The sequence below is a fragment of the Legionella taurinensis genome (genome assembly GCF_900452865.1).
Classification (GTDB): domain Bacteria; phylum Pseudomonadota; class Gammaproteobacteria; order Legionellales; family Legionellaceae; genus Legionella_C; species Legionella_C taurinensis.
Genome location: NZ_UGOZ01000001.1, coordinates 89,355 through 104,451, shown reverse-complemented (window position 1 = coordinate 104,451; position 15,097 = coordinate 89,355). Strand labels below are relative to the sequence as shown.

Here is a 15,097-nt window from a genome sequence, read left to right as displayed (position 1 = left end):
CCTGACTGTTTATTTATTTTTCACACTCATTTTGGTATAATTTTGCGCATTTTATATGAATGCGATAATTATTGATGAAAATAAGCCACCGAATAGCAATCACTGCGTCTATTTCTACCTATAATTAACAATGAAGGGAGATGTAGATGCAAATTCAACCCATTCATGAAGTGAAAGTTACAATTAAGTTTGAAAATAGGGAAGTTTCATGCAGTCTTGTTGTATTGTCAGAAAACGAACTGGTCGTTACCACCACAGAGTATATTGACAAGGGAAGTCCTGTGGCCTTCATTTCTCAGTTTTTCCGTGGCGAGGCCCAGATCATTCATACCCGCTACAGCCATTACCAGTTTACCTACACCTTTGAAATTCTTCACATTAATTACCAGCCGGGCTTTCTGGTCAACACCAAACTTTAGGCGCACAGTGAGCTTGCTGCGCGCCTGGCAGGCTGCCTAGAGCCAGTAGACAAAGATGAACAGAAAAAGCCATACCACATCCACAAAGTGCCAGTACCAGGCAACCGCCTCAAAAGCGAAATGCCGTTCAGGGGTAAAATGGCCTTTGATGCACCGGATAAGAATGACAATCAGCATGATGGTTCCGATGGTCACGTGCAAGCCATGGAAACCAGTCAGCATAAAGAAGGTGGTACCATAAATCCCAGCATCCAGAGTCAGGTTCATCTCGGTGTATGCTTCATGGTACTCGTAGGATTGTAAGCCAAGGAACAGCATACCGAGTAAAATGGTTAAGACCATGCCCGCAATCAGTTGCTTGCGCTTATTGAGTTTTAATGCCCAATGCGCCCAGGTGATGGTCGCACCGGAAGTAAGCAGGATTAAGGTATTAATCGCGGCAAGCCCCCACGCCCCCATCGCTTCAGTAGCCCCGACAAAGGTTTGGTTATTGGGATTTTGCAAAAGCGGCCATTGAGCCACAAAGTCAGACCACAAGGTGTAGTGCGTAATCGGGTGCATTTCTCCGCCGAGCAGCGGAACTGACCAATAGCGGCAAAAAAACAACGCGCCGAAAAAAGCGCCGAAGAAACACACTTCTGAGAAAATGAACCAGCACATCCCCCAACGGAAGGAACGATCAACCTGGAGGTCATAAAGTCCTTTTTGATTTTCATAAATGACCTGGCCAAACCACCCGACCATCATGCCCACTAGAATGCAAAGCCCGGCAAAGAAAATATAAGGGCCATACCAGTCATCATGCAGCCATGATGCAGCGCCGACCAGCGTTGTGGTCAGGCCAATGGAGCCGACCAGCGGCCAATGGCTAGGCTTAGGGACGTAATAAGTACCGTGCGCTCCCATGGGTTTCTTTCTCCTCTTTATTATTCGCCTGGATAACCACAGTCAATCCAGAGTCAATTAATTACACGATTTGTCACATCGAATAATGTATACGACAAAGTGATTGTTTTTATTTCCGCCGGCAAGTCATTATCCAGATGAAACAGCAAAGGCATATCCATGGCTTCGTGTCCATTCAAGGTTTGCTGGGTAAAACAAAAACACTCTGTCTTTTTTAAGTATTTCGCGGCAATTCCCGGCGTAACGCTGGGTATTGCCTGCACAGTCATCCGGAAATTGCTTTTATTCTCTGCATAAAATGCAAGTTTGGCAATTTCGCCGGGGTGCACGTTAATCCGGGTTACCTTGGGGTAAAAGGCCCAGGGTAAACTGCTGTTACTGGTTGAGACAAATTGAACCGTCACGACCCTGTTTTTATCCACAAAAGCCTGTGCGCTATTATAAGCCGCTGCCTTACTATTGGTTTTGCCATTGATCCCCAACGTTTGGCAAAGGCTGTTATAAATGGGCACCAGAGCAAAGCCAAAACCAAACATGCCAAGCACAATGAGTGACAATAACAACACAATTCTTTTATGACCTTTCACTGCATTACCTGCCTGCTCGTTCATTCAACACATGGAGCGGTTAATGCCCCGTCCACACTCTAGGGAACCGTTGGCGGCGTGGTGAAGCTGTGGTACGGAGGCGGTGACGACAATGTCCACTCCAAACCATGAGCCCCTTCCCATACCCGTGCATCCAGGCGTTTGCCTTCATGGCGGCGCTTAACCGTCATGAACACGTTGTATAAAAACAGCAGCTGTGAGAAACCAAAAATGAAGGCACCCACGGTAGATACCATGTTGAAGTTGGTAAACTGCAAAGCATAGTCCGGAATACGTCTTGGCATACCCGCCAGCCCTAGGAAATGCATGGGGAAAAAGGCAATATTCACTGAAATGGCTGACAGCCAGAAATGCCATTTACCCAAACACTCGTTGTACATGTGGCCCGTCCATTTCGGCAGCCAATAGTACGTGGCTGCCATTAAGGAGAAGATGGCGCCGGGAACCAGAACATAATGGAAATGAGCGACAACAAAATAGGTATCCTGGTATTGATAATCCGCAGGCACCAGTGCAAGCATTAACCCGGTAAAGCCGCCGATAGTGAACAGAAACACAAACGCTATCGCAAACAGCATGGGCGTTTCAAACGTCATGGCGCCTTTAAACATGGTGCTGACCCAGTTAAATACTTTAATGCCTGTGGGAACCGAAATCAGCATGGTCGCATACATAAAGAACAATTCAGCACCAAGCGGTACACCGGTGGTGAACATATGATGGACCCAGACAATGAATGAAAGCAACGCAATACTGACCGTTGCATACACCATGAAATGATAACCAAACAATGGCTTACGGCTAAAGGTTGGAATAATTTCAGAGATCACTCCAAAAGCCGGCAATATCAGAACGTACACCTCCGGATGTCCAAAAAACCAGAAAACATGCTGGAATAAAATCGGATCACCACCACCTGCCGCGTCAAAAAAGCTGGTACCGAAATGTCGATCAGCCAGCATCATGGTGACTGCACCGGCCAGAACGGGCATGATCGCAATCAGTAGAAACGCCGTGATCAACCAGGTCCAGACGAACATGGGCATTTTCATCAAGGTCATGCCGGGGGCCCGCATGTTCAGAATGGTGGCAATGATGTTGATAGAACCCATGATTGAAGACAGACCCATCATATGCACTGCAAAGATCATGAAGTCTGTGCTGGGCGGAGCATATTTGGTTGATAAGGGAGCATACATGGTCCAACCGAAATTAGGACCGCCGCCACTGTGAAACATGGTTGAAAACAACAAGGCAAATGCAAAGGGCAGGATCCAGAAGCTCCAGTTATTTAACCGTGGCAGAGCCATATCTGGCGCACCAATCATCATTGGGATTTGCCAGTTCGCCATCCCGGTGAACGCAGGCATTACTACCCCAAAGAGCATGATGAGGCCGTGCATGGTGGTCATCTGGTTAAAGAAATTGGGGTCGACAAAACGATGGCCGGGCTGAAATAATTCCGCACGAATGATTAATGCCATACCACCGGCTAAAAAGAAACTCAACATCGCTATCCAAAGATAAAGCGAGCCAATGTCTTTGTGGTTGGTGGTAAATAACCATCGCTTAGCGAAACCGATAAACCCTTTACCTTGTTCTGGTCCATGATCATGGTCATCATGGTGATCGAGTTCATGTGCCAATGTTTGACTCATCGTAAACCTCCAGCTTGCGCTTTTTTCACTATTTTAGGTGCCTGAACCTCACCGGATCGTACCTTAGCCACATTGGCAGGCTGCACTTCGTCATTGGTATTATTTTCCCAGGCATTTCGCTCGTAGGTCACTACGGCCGCGATTTCCTGATCCGTCAATTGGTCTTTGTAAGCCTGCATGGCTGATCCTGGAACGCCATCAAGCACCAGAGCAATGTGTCGGCTGATGGGTTTACCGACGGCAATCGAACTGCCCTTCAACGGCGGGAACATCGGCGGCAACCCCTTGCCATCTGCTTTATGGCAGGCCGCACAGATGGCTTCGTACTTGGTTTTACCGAGAGTCATCAGTTCTTCACGGGTCATTTTAACCTGTTCTTTGGGTTTGCCCGCCCCGGCAGCATAAATATCTTCCACTTTCACCTGAGCATCGACCCATTGCTTGAACTCGTCATCGCTCACAGCCTGCACTACAATCGGCATGTAAGCATGGTTAATACCGCATAATTCAGTACATTGGCCGCGATAAACCCCCGGTTTTTCGATACGGGCCCAAGCCTCGTGCATGAATCCTGGCATGGCATCGCGCTTGATACCCAGTTCAGGTACCCACCAGGAATGAATCACATCGGTTGAGGTCACTAAAAACCTGATTTTACGGTTCACAGGAACCACCAGCGGCTTATCCACCTCCAGTAGATACCACTGTCCTTTTTTCTGTTTATTTTGAATTTGATCGTAGGGTGTGGCGAGGTTGCTGAAAAAACTAATCCCCTGATCCAGGTATTGGTATTGCCATTTCCATTGAGACCCAACGACCTTGATGGTGACGTCAGAATCACTGCTGTCTTCAAGCCGCATCAGGATAGTGGTGGCGGGAATGGCTAAGGCAATAAGAATCAGGAAAGGAATCACTGACCAGACTATTTCAAGGCGCGGGTTATCATGAAAGGCCGCTGGTTTATAACCTACGGATTTGCGATGATGAATGAGCGAATAAATCATCACGCCAAACACCACGATTCCAATCAACGCACACACAATCATCGATGTTGTGTGCAGGAAATACATGTCATGGCTTAAAGGCGTTACACCTTTGTACATATTTAACTGCCACGTATCAGCTGCAGCAGCGGCCGTTTGAGTTGTCAGTAGCCCGACTCCGGCAGCGGCAAGCAAACCGCCAGCCTTAAACCTGTTTCGCATCCCCATTCCTCACCTTATTCTTATTGGCTGGTTGCGGCAACCAGCCTGATGATTAATTTTTCTTAATAACCCTGTTTATCACCAATCGCCCTTACCACAAGGAATAGTTACCCTCTTCCTTCGATTGGCTCACCATGTATTTGATTGCTTCAATCACTTCACCTGTTGTGCAATGCTTGCAGCCCCCGTTTTTGGGATGGTATTCGCCACTTACCGTTTGCTTGATTAAGACATCCATGTTTTTCTGCAGCAGCGGTTTCCAGATGGCTTTGTCGCCGATTTTCGGTGCGCCTTGTTTGCCATCGTCATGGCACATGCCACAGTTTTCATTGTAAACATCCTTGCCGTTTGACGGGTATTTTTGTGAACCGGCATTGTCTAAATCCGTCCACTGGGATCGGGACAGCGATTTGTTTAAAATATAATCCGTGGCTGCCATGATGTCATTGTCGCTGCAGGTCACGCAGGCGCCTTTAACCGGCATGCTGTTATAGCCGTTAATGGCATGGCGATACAATCCGGTCAGGCCACTGTCTTTGAGGCGACGATACCAGTTTGCACCATCCCCAATGACGGGCGCGCCCATTTTATTATCCTGGTGGCAAATGATGCAGGCATTGACATAAACCTGCTTACCGCGTTTCAGCGTGGGTTGCTGCTCGGACGGTGAAACCCCCAGAGACTCTTCACTGACAACCGTCTTTAAATAGGTTGCAATCGCCAGACGATCCTCTTCCGTCAGATAACTTAGACTGTTGTGATTAACCTCGGCCATGGGGCCCGCGACAGGGCCGGCGCGATTGATGAGCTGCCCTTTCAGGAACACATCCGCCACTTCATAGCGGCTCGCTGAGCGCAAACCGAATTTGGTAATGTTGGGTGCCCAGTAACCATCAATGAAGCTGCCGGTCAAGTAATAACGATCCTTTGGTGCGCCAAAAATGTTGAGCGGTGTATGGCACATGCTGCAATGCCCCAAACTGTCAACAATGTATTTGCCGCGGTTCCAGGCCGGTGATTTGTCACTTTGGTAGTCAATGGTGTCTTCCTCCGGGAAGAAGAACAGCAAATTCCATCCCCATAATGAAAACCGGGCTCCTGGCACATTGAATGGGAAAGGAAGCGATTTATTTTCCTGCTTGACTGGCGGAAGACTCATGAAATAGGCATAAAGCGCGCGTAAATCGTCGTCGGTCGTCTTGGAGAAGTAAATGTAGGGGAAAACCGGGAAATAATTTCTGCCTTTGGGATCACGGCCTTCTCTCATGGCACGGATAAAATCGTCTTCAGTCCAGTTACCAATACCGGTTTCTTTATCCGGAGTGATATTAGGGCTGTAAAACGTGCCGAAAGGCGTATTGATGGGCAATCCCCCGGCAAACGCAGGCGTACCGCCCTTCACATTGGTATGGCAGGCGATGCAGTCACCCATTTTAGCCAGGTATTCGCCGTGCTCAATCAGTTTTTTCTGAACGTCATCCGCTGGTGCTTTGGTTTGGGGGTAGGCGGGGTAATACCCGTCGATCAGAGGCTCCGCGATTTTTTCCTGTTGCGTTGCTGTTTCTGTTGTCACGTCCTGCTTGGGAACCGGTTTCACTTCTTCCGGGACAATTGATTTTGCCTCGTTTGACTGTGGCTCGTTTGGCGTGGACACCGGTTCAGCCGCTGCTTTTGAGGTTTCATCATTGGCTTTCGCAGCGTACGATGCAGTGACGAATGAAATCACACTCATGAATAAAATCGCAAAAATTGCGTTGTTTTTCAACAAAGAGCGCACGCCCCCTCCTTAATATGCTTACCTTAAACAGCGACAGACAAGAAAAATAATCAAGCATTTTATACCCCTAGATGGAAAACTTGCAATGATGATTGCTGCAGTATTTATTAAATGGCATTAAATTGTTTTTTATTTACACAAAATGGTTTTTTTGACTGACTTCTTTATCCCTGGCTGGTATTCTGATGGCTTTCTTTGGAAGGAGAATCATCATGATCTGGAAGGAAGCACTCGCATTGGAGCAGTTGCAGAATCAACAACGGCATGTGGCAAGCATTGACGGCAACAAAATCCTGTTCCTGTGGCACAAGGACAAAGTCCATGCAATGTCATCGCAATGCCCGCATTTCAAACTGCCACTGACGAAAGGCAAAATCACCGAGCAAAACACCATTGTTTGTCCGTTTCATAAAAGTGAATTTGATTTAGACAGCGGCGAAGTTGCCTGCTGGTCCCCCTGGCCGCCCGCGATTGGCAAACTGTTAGGGAAAGTCAGCTCATCCAAGTCCTTAACGATTTATCCAACCCGTATTGAGGACGGGAAAATCATGGTTGGCTTTGAGTAAAGCGCTTCAAATGAGGTAGCGGCCGGCGCCCTGGATAATGGTCTCAATGAATTCCTGGTAATGGAGCGCTGGCAATTGCCAGTAATGCCAATACAGCGGCATAAGCCAGCGTTTGCCAGGGCAGATTTCCTTGAGAAGACCTTGTGCCAGTTCGCGGGTGATATCCAGGCTTGGAATAAGGCCAAAGCCATAGCCCTGGATCGCAAACTCCCTGAACCCCTGCACAGAAGGGACCATATTGTAACGCTTGGGCAACAGGGCTTTTTTAAAGAAGTGGGTAAAAAAGCGTTCATGCAGACGATCACGGCTGTCAAAAACCAGCAGAGGCGCATGGTGGAGATTGTCTTCCATTGCGGCACCATTCGCAAAGTAACGTTCGATAAACGCAGGCGAGGCAACCAGCAAATAATCCATGTGCCCTAACAGGACGCATTCACAACCGGGCAAGGCTTTATCATGGCTCGACACACAAGCAGAAACCGCCCCTTTGCGGAAATAATCCAGTGTTAATTCCTGATCATCGGTAATGATGTCAAGATTCACTTTTTCAAGAAAGCGCAAATCCGCCAGTAAATGAGTAAACCAGGTTTCCAAACTGTCACGGTTGAGGGCTACCGACAGACGAGCAGGCAAATCCTGTTCGATTTCCTGAAGAAAGTGCTCTTCCAGTAGATGGATGCGTCGAAGTAAACCCAGCATTTTTTCACCCAGGGGCGTCGCCCTGTAAGGATGAGTTCGAATCAGCAAAGGCTGCCCCATCATTACTTCCAGTTGTTTGATGCGCTGGCTTATCGCTGGCTGAGTAATAAACAATTGCTGGGCAGCGGCGGCAAAGCTTTGGGTTTGAATGACAGCGTCTAAAGCCTGCAACCCACGATGATCAAGTCTCATAAGCAAAATTTATCAATAATCAAAATTATTAATTTCTATAATAGCCTGCTTTCAGGGATAATGCCTAGATTCGCAATTTGAGGAGGAAATAATCATGTTGGTTTATTTTAATGGTTTAGTACTCGGCCTCTCCCTGATCATGGCCCTGGGCCCTCAAAATGTGTTCTTAATTCGCCAGGGCGCACAACGTCGCCATGCCGTTTTATCTGCGCTGGTGTGTTTCTGTTGCGACCTTATCTTAGTCTGCGGCAGCGTAGCAGGCTTATACCATGTCCTGGAATTGCACCCGCAACTCAAAGTAGGAATGACGTGGTTTGGTGTGGCTTTTTTAATGTATTACGGCAGTCAAGCGTTAAAAAATGCATTTCAATCACCATCGGCAACATCCGAGTTGCCCGAGAAGCAAGGCAGCAATCGCTTACAGATCATTCTCCTTGCCTTAGGATTCAGCCTGCTTAATCCTCATGCCATTATTGATTCCTTAGTCATTATCGGTACCAACAGCGCCCAATTTCCCGAACATCAAAAAGCCTTCATACTGGGAGTGGCCACCTCCAGCCTGTTATGGTTCAGTTCACTGACATTCACGACCCATTATTTTTCCGACGTGTTGTCCCGCACCGCCGTGTGGCGGCGCGTGGAATTGTGCAGCGGTTTATTGATGATCTGTTTAAGCCTTAAACTGGCGGCAAGCCAGTTTTAATCTAGGATTGTTTAGGACCCGTAGTCAGTTCGGTTATTTTTGCCATGGCATTGTCCTTGATGCTGCTCAGCAATGTATCCACACTTCCTTCACCGTAGAGACGGAATTGGGCTGAATTCATGTGTACACCTTCTGCAAGACGAAGCAATTGCCTCTCGGTTTCTTCCGAAATGTCAGTGCGCCGGCTGGTTGTGAGTTTAGCCAGCGTTGAGGGTTGCATATCCTCCTTTCTCCAGGTATGAATGGTGTCGGTATTCACCCAGGGGCCCAGTGTCACAATGAGATTCTGAAGTTCCCTGGTGCCGAGTTTGTACCACATCTTGTCGCTGTTTTTACCCATCGCCCATTGATAAACGGCAATCAAATCCTCAAGGGCTTCTTTGTAATCACTGGCATATTCTTTTCGAGAGTGGGCGCAATAACCAGCGTAAGCACTGGCCACCATTCCCACCGTCACCAGGGGGAGAAAACCGCAGGTCAACCACGAAAAGACGGCAGCCCCAGTGCCAACAAGGATATGAGCATCAACCGCCTGCAAATCGGCCAATGCTTTGCTGAAACGCTCCACCTGTTGATTGACGATTTTTATGTGTATGCTGGATTGATAATCAAAATCACTGTCCGGTTTGACAAACCGGCCGGTTTGCTGGCCAGAAACAGCCGAGTTAAAGAAGCCTGTAAAAAATCGCATGGGAATCTCCGTCCATTGAAAACCTCGATATAATCACATTATTCGGCTAAATTGAAGAATAAAGATACCAATGACGATGAGGATACGCAGAAAAATAGAAAGGGCCAATCAGTGTGTCGCCAATTGACCCAGTGGAATGACACATAGCAAGTCCAACCTCGCAGGCGAAACTATCTCACACGCAGCGCTTGATTGTCAACAATTCCAGCAGATTGCGTTTGTTGTTAACGATTCAATGCAGTAAACTCACCGTTTTGGCAAAACGAGGCAACCATGTTCTACGGCGACAATGTGAAAGACACCCGGCAGATGTTTTATTCAAGCTGGCATAAGTACCGCCATGCCCAGCCTTTACTTCCTGTGGAACAGCAGATAGTCAATGTCATTGCCGATCACCCTGAATACCAGACCATGCTGGAAAATTCCACCCCCGAAAACGAACAGGCTTATTTTCCCGAATTAGGCCAGACAAATCCCTTTCTGCACATGGGGCTTCATCTCGCAGTCCGTGATCAATTGGCCACCAATCGTCCAGCAGGCATTGTCGCGGTTTATCAGCAATTACTCACCAAATACCAGGATAGGCTGGCGGTTGAACACCTGCTGCTTGAGAAACTGGCTGAATGCCTCTGGCAGGCGCAACGCACCGCCAGTTATCCCGATGAAAACCAATACCTTCTTGCCGTCAAATTGCTGTTGTAAACTTAACTAATTGCTTGATAAAAAAGAAACTCTTGTCAAATTCAGCCATTAACCGCTATAGTGAGTCTGCCTCTTGATGTGCTGTATCGGTTAGAGGCATTCCCAATGAAAAATCGATGGAGAGATCATGAAAAAAGTAATTGCTTTATTGGCCGCTTTCGCTGCAACCGCTGTATCTGCCCAACCCAATGCTAATGCAGAAACCAGCGCTCAATCGCATGCGTCACAAACTCAGACTTACGCGGATGCCAATGCGGCGAATCCCAGTCAACCCAGTCAGCAGCAAACAACGGATACAACTCAAAATCAAGCCAATCCCAGCCAACAAAATGCACCGACCAATAACACCGGTTCAACGAATCCCAGTAATTCTGGCAATGCCAATCAGGCTCCCCAGTCTTAATCCCACCCGGTATCGGGAAACAGCCATCCGCTGTTTCCCCGCCCTCTGATTTCTTTCGAAACGCTCTTCGCTAACTTTTAACACATTGTCCATAACCTCTTTAAAACAGTCGCATTTTTTTATTGGGGAGGAAAGAAAATTTATTTTTTTTCTGCTACTCTTTAAGTGGCTTCATGTTCTTAACTTACTTTCAAGGAAGACTTATCATGAAAAAATCAACTGTTGCTGTTGCCGCTTTATTAACTGCGTTATCTGCTGCTACGGTCGCTCCTGCTGCCTATGCTAATGATACTGCAGGCACTCAAGTAACGGGTTGTAATGGTTGTAAAGGCTGCCATGGCTGTAATGGTTGCAAAGGCTGCAAAGGTTGCAAAGGTTGTAACGGCTGCAAAGGTTGCGGCGGTTGCAAAGGCTGTGGTGGTTGCAGCGGCAGTTGATTCAAGTCAGGGAAACAGTCATGGTGGCTGTTTCCCTGTGCCTATTCCCTTTTAAACGATACGACCCATGCCAAATTTTTCTCTTCCAGGCTTAAGTTCTTTTCAACAATCCCAATTGCTGCGTGCCGCAAGGCAGGTGCTTGAAACCCAGCAACAGATGACGACAGCCAGGGGCAGGAATATCATTCACTACACCCTTGAGAAAAAGCGTAAACACGTATCCATGAATCATTACCCCAAAGGTGATCGCATTGATCATCAAACGGGAGCGCAGTATTTCTACCACTGCCATCGTGAAAATTTTGAAAGCATGGAGCACGGTCATTTCCATTGTTTTCTGAGGTATAAAGGCATTCCGGCACGGATTAAACCCACCGCCTTGCCTGACTGGGATAAGTACATCGACAATCCCATGACCCATTTGGTCGCCATTGCCATGAATTGTTACGGACAACCCATCCGTCTGTTTACTGTTAACCGCTGGGTTTCTTCCGATATCATTTACGATGCCCGCCACGTCGCCGGTTTTATCCGACGGTTTAAAATGACGCTTAACGACAGCGAATACTGGCAGGTACTGGATCGCTGGGTGCAGGGCATGCTAAGGCTTTTCTCACCGCAAATTGTCTGGCTGCATGAGCAGCGGCAACAGCGGATGCGGGAATTTAGCAGCGCGTTTCCTGAGGAAAATGCTTACGAATCGAGAGACATCGAAGAACCCTCGCAAATAGAGATTGATCTTAATACACAGATTCAATGGCTGCTCAATCCGGCTTCTTTAAATCAAGCGGAAGACGCCCTGTCCTGATGAACTCGCGCGATTGAAGCCGTTCCCTTTTTTGCGCATAAATGGGTAGTGTTGCTGCACAAGCCACGATGCAGTAAATGAATAGCCCACGATTTCCCAGCTCCTGCATAAAAAATGAGGCAATAACCGGCCCCGCCATGGCTCCTACGCTGTAGGCCAGCAGCAGGGTTTGCGTTGCTGCCACAATGTCCTCCGGGGCCAATGCATCACAGGCGTCACTGACACTGATGGGATAGAGTGCAAAGGTAAGCCCGCCAAAAAGCATCATAAAACTAAACAGCCAGGCCGATGGGCCTTTAAAACCGATCAAACACAGCAGGGTCAGGATAGTCAGTACGGTAACTCGCATAAGGACCTGACGCCGATCGCCCTGATCAGACCATTTGCCTAACGGATACTGCAGCAACATACCGCCAAATATCACCGCGAACATGTAGGTCGCTACCAACGACACCCCGCCTGACAATGCACTGAGGTAAACCGGTAATAAGCCGTAGATAACACCCATAATCAGCCCTGAAACCAGCGCCCCGGTCAATCCTGGTATGGAGGCTTTCAACAACGCAATCCTGGGTACTGACGAAGACGAGGTTAACCTGGGAATACTGCGGGCTAAAAAGGCGATGGGCATGACCGAAATCACACTGAGCAGAGCCGCTAACTCATAAAGAAAAAAAGGCGATGTGTCCTTAAGACAGAGAATAAACTGGCTCACACTCTGAGCACTGTAAAACGCAATCATGTACCAGGCCATGATCTGACCGCGGTTGCGGCTCGAACTCACCGATAACAGCCAGCTTTCTATGACGACAAAAACACCAGCCGTCACAAAACCGGCAATAAAACGCAAAATCAGCCACAATAGTGGCTCATAAAAAAAACCGTGCAATAGACAGCACAGGGCCAGAATGAGCGAAAAAAGCCCATAAGCATGGCGATACCCCCACCGTAGAATCATCTGTTCCGTGCGAAGCGAACCCGCCACCACACCGATGTAAAACACACTGGTTATGGCCCCCATAAACCCGGTTGAAGCCTGCGCCAGCGTCATTTTTAAAATCAACAGGGTTGAAACAAAACCAGTGCCGAGAAGAAAAATAAACAGACTGAGCAAAGGTGCCAAAGCACACTTTATCAAGGGTGTCATTGTTTGCGCTTCAAGTGATTGCGGGACAGAATAATGAGCTTAACAAATTTGCTGAATTCAGACCACGCCTACCGGCTTGCAGGTCCATTAGTGGTCTTGAGCAAAGGATTAAATATCACTTTTATAGACTTTAACCCGATCTTTTCCGGTTTGTTTCGCTTCATACAATGCCTGATCGGCGGCTTTGATGATTTCGTCAATGGTCGCCCCATGCCGTGGCGCTTCAGCGACACCAATTGAAATGGTAATGCTGGACAACTGCTGGTTTTTATACACAATCGGCGTTTCTTTCAACACCTCACGGAACTGATCCAGCTTTTTAGCCGCTTGCACCAGTGTGGTGTTAAGTAAAGCCACCACAAATTCCTCGCCTCCAAAACGGAAAGCGATGTCCGTATCACGGAAGTTTTTCTTTAACAATTGCCCGGTTAATTTTAATACCTCGTCTCCCGCAAGATGACTGTAGGTGTCGTTGAATTTTTTAAAATTATCAAGGTCCAGCATGCCGACACACAATGTGCTTTTTTCACGGGCAAGGCGAATCAATTCCCGGGATAACAAATCGTTTAAATAACGGCGGTTGTATAAATTGGTCAGCGGATCATGCAGGGACAGTTCATTGAGTGAGGCTCGCAAATTAATGTTAGCTAACGCCAGTTTTACAATATTACCAAAGGAAATCGCCATATCCCGCTGGTGCTGAGTTAATTTTCGTTGATCAGGCGCAAACACGTGAATCACACCGATTAATTCATTTTGTACAATTAATGGCAACCCTATGGATCCGCCCCCGGGCAGGCTGATGTAATGATTGCAGGGAATGCTCTTCTGAGGATCATCCACCTCAATAATGTCTGCTTCCCGGATAACATAACAATCCAAAGGTAAGCACTGTTTCGTTAATATCTCCTGATCGCCCCATTGAATGACCGTTTCCAGCTGATTCGTGGCCTTAGTAAACACCATCAGGCCGCCGCTCAGTTCGGGAAATAATTCCTCTGCCACCAGACGAATTCGAGGATAGGCCTCCTCAACAGAAATACAGATCTGAAGGGAACGGTTAAGTTTATTTAAAAGGCTTTCGTCATGTTCCAGCAGCTTCAATTCGTTCAGGGTTTCCAGCGTTTTTTCATTAAGGAGCCGCATTTTTTCTTCATTTTGAATCCGATCGCTTACATCTTTCATCTGCAGAATAAAATTGAGCGGCTCGCCTTTGTCGTCGCGAATCAACGACAGGCTTACCATGGCCCAAATCACACTGCCGTCTTTGCGTATAAAGCGTTTCTCAAGATGGGAAATGCGCATGTCGCCGTTCATGATTTTAACCATCGATTCCTTGGTCATGCCTAAATCATCCTGATAAGTAATATCCAGAAGGTTTTTATTTTTCAACTCCTTATCGCTGTAACCCAAGATATCCTGAAGGGTACGGTTGGCGTGAATGCAGTGCCCTTCGGGCGACACCAGCGCCATGCCTATGGGCGCATTTTCAATGGTATTACGGAAATTTTCTTCACTGCGTTTTAAATCCAGCAACAGGGCGGAGCTGTAGAGTTCAAGGTAGATTGATTTCAGTAAAAACTGATTGGCACTGGTTGAGGCAAAAATAATGAGCGCAACGTAGAGGACAACGGCCAAAAAGAGCATGAGTGAAAAACTGGGAATGACTGAAACGGATAAAAAAAGCATGACCATTACGATGGGCGTCATAAAACCCAGGTAGGCGCCGAGATGGGTCAGTAATTTAGCCAGAGGGGCGCCTAACAAACCGGTTAAGTAAACGAAAATCACCATGCGGTAAAGCGCATCGTCAACGTAAAGAAACAGCAGTCCTCCCAGGGCCCATAAAATACCCGACAGGGTATTGTTTAACACAAAATAGGTTTTCCAGAATGCAGTGCTCTTCAGGCCGGACTGCGCCACCTCGCGGTTAAAATAGAAAACCATGAGGGCACGCAGGCCATGATTGACGATGATCATCAGTAAAACCCAGGCAAAGAGCAACCAGGGGCTTGTGATGACATGCCCCAGGATCAGGGAGTATAAAATAACGGCAAAAAAATCCGCTAGAATAATAAAATAAAAATCTTTATAGGACTCGCTGATTAATCTGTCTTCAAGCTGTGACTTGGCAACGCCTGGAAAGTCCATTCATTTTCCTCGCAGTGAAAGGCTT

At 47.4% G+C, this 15,097-nt stretch carries 16 protein-coding genes; 7 read left to right on the top strand and 9 right to left on the bottom strand.

Annotated elements, in window-relative coordinates; translation table 11 throughout:
• Positions 1-146 precede the first annotated feature (146 nt).
• A complete protein-coding gene (locus DYE45_RS00510; protein ID WP_108291214.1) occupies positions 147-419 on the top strand; it encodes a hypothetical protein in 273 nt (90 codons plus the stop codon).
• Between the two features lie 36 nt (positions 420-455).
• On the opposite strand, the gene DYE45_RS00505 is transcribed toward DYE45_RS00510, so the two are convergent.
• From DYE45_RS00505 to DYE45_RS00485, 5 genes are all read right to left on the bottom strand, one after another.
• Positions 456-1,325, bottom strand: a complete 870-nt coding sequence (locus tag DYE45_RS00505) for a cytochrome c oxidase subunit 3 (protein WP_108291212.1) — start codon at positions 1,323-1,325, stop codon at positions 456-458.
• A 53-nt stretch (positions 1,326-1,378) separates the two neighbouring features.
• A complete protein-coding gene (locus DYE45_RS00500; protein WP_108291210.1) occupies positions 1,379-1,936 on the bottom strand; it encodes a cytochrome c oxidase assembly protein in 558 nt (185 codons plus the stop codon).
• A gap of 35 nt (positions 1,937-1,971) precedes the next feature.
• Complete coding sequence (gene ctaD, locus DYE45_RS00495; RefSeq protein ID WP_108291208.1) at positions 1,972-3,591, bottom strand: cytochrome c oxidase subunit I; 1,620 nt, start codon at positions 3,589-3,591, stop codon at positions 1,972-1,974.
• Positions 3,588-4,796, bottom strand: a complete 1,209-nt coding sequence (gene coxB / locus DYE45_RS00490) for a cytochrome c oxidase subunit II (RefSeq protein WP_115300252.1) — start codon at positions 4,794-4,796, stop codon at positions 3,588-3,590. The genes ctaD and coxB overlap by 4 nt, the downstream gene beginning before the upstream one ends.
• Positions 4,797-4,887: 91 nt before the next feature.
• Complete coding sequence (locus DYE45_RS00485; protein ID WP_242602667.1) at positions 4,888-6,573, bottom strand: c-type cytochrome; 1,686 nt, start codon at positions 6,571-6,573, stop codon at positions 4,888-4,890.
• Positions 6,574-6,785: 212 nt separating this feature from the next.
• On the opposite strand from DYE45_RS00485, the gene DYE45_RS00480 reads away from it, so the two are divergent.
• A complete protein-coding gene (locus DYE45_RS00480; RefSeq protein WP_115300251.1) occupies positions 6,786-7,139 on the top strand; it encodes a Rieske (2Fe-2S) protein in 354 nt (117 codons plus the stop codon).
• A 6-nt stretch (positions 7,140-7,145) separates the two neighbouring features.
• On the opposite strand, the gene DYE45_RS00475 is transcribed toward DYE45_RS00480, so the two are convergent.
• Positions 7,146-8,030, bottom strand: coding sequence for a LysR family transcriptional regulator ArgP (locus DYE45_RS00475; protein WP_108291202.1), 885 nt, complete (start codon positions 8,028-8,030; stop codon positions 7,146-7,148).
• A gap of 94 nt (positions 8,031-8,124) precedes the next feature.
• Between DYE45_RS00475 and DYE45_RS00470 the strand changes: the two genes are divergently transcribed.
• Positions 8,125-8,733 (top strand): LysE/ArgO family amino acid transporter, encoded by a 609-nt coding sequence (locus DYE45_RS00470; RefSeq protein ID WP_108291200.1) that lies wholly within the window; start codon positions 8,125-8,127, stop codon positions 8,731-8,733.
• A 1-nt stretch (position 8,734) separates the two neighbouring features.
• On the opposite strand, the gene DYE45_RS00465 is transcribed toward DYE45_RS00470, so the two are convergent.
• Entirely contained in the window at positions 8,735-9,424 is a 690-nt protein-coding gene (locus DYE45_RS00465) for a hypothetical protein (protein WP_108291198.1), read from the bottom strand.
• A 273-nt stretch (positions 9,425-9,697) separates the two neighbouring features.
• Here DYE45_RS00465 and DYE45_RS00460 point away from each other — a divergent pair, with 273 nt between their 5' ends.
• The 4 genes from DYE45_RS00460 to DYE45_RS00445 all read left to right on the top strand — a co-directional run bounded on the left by DYE45_RS00460 (position 9,698) and on the right by DYE45_RS00445 (position 11,774).
• Positions 9,698-10,126, top strand: coding sequence for a DUF1841 family protein (locus DYE45_RS00460; RefSeq protein ID WP_108291196.1), 429 nt, complete (start codon positions 9,698-9,700; stop codon positions 10,124-10,126).
• Between the two features lie 127 nt (positions 10,127-10,253).
• Positions 10,254-10,529, top strand: coding sequence for a hypothetical protein (locus tag DYE45_RS00455; RefSeq protein WP_108291194.1), 276 nt, complete (start codon positions 10,254-10,256; stop codon positions 10,527-10,529).
• A 206-nt stretch (positions 10,530-10,735) separates the two neighbouring features.
• Entirely contained in the window at positions 10,736-10,966 is a 231-nt protein-coding gene (locus DYE45_RS00450; RefSeq protein ID WP_108291192.1) for a hypothetical protein, read from the top strand.
• A gap of 58 nt (positions 10,967-11,024) precedes the next feature.
• A complete protein-coding gene (locus DYE45_RS00445) occupies positions 11,025-11,774 on the top strand; it encodes a DUF6969 family protein (protein WP_370447876.1) in 750 nt (249 codons plus the stop codon).
• On the opposite strand, the gene DYE45_RS00440 is transcribed toward DYE45_RS00445, so the two are convergent.
• A complete protein-coding gene (locus DYE45_RS00440) occupies positions 11,731-12,897 on the bottom strand; it encodes an MFS transporter (RefSeq protein WP_169050284.1) in 1,167 nt (388 codons plus the stop codon). The genes DYE45_RS00445 and DYE45_RS00440 overlap by 44 nt on opposite strands.
• A gap of 132 nt (positions 12,898-13,029) precedes the next feature.
• Positions 13,030-15,072 carry a GGDEF domain-containing protein gene (locus DYE45_RS00435; protein WP_108291186.1) on the bottom strand — a complete coding sequence of 681 codons (2,043 nt, stop codon included), beginning with the start codon at positions 15,070-15,072 and terminating at the stop codon, positions 13,030-13,032.
• Between the last annotated feature and the right edge of the window lie 25 nt (positions 15,073-15,097).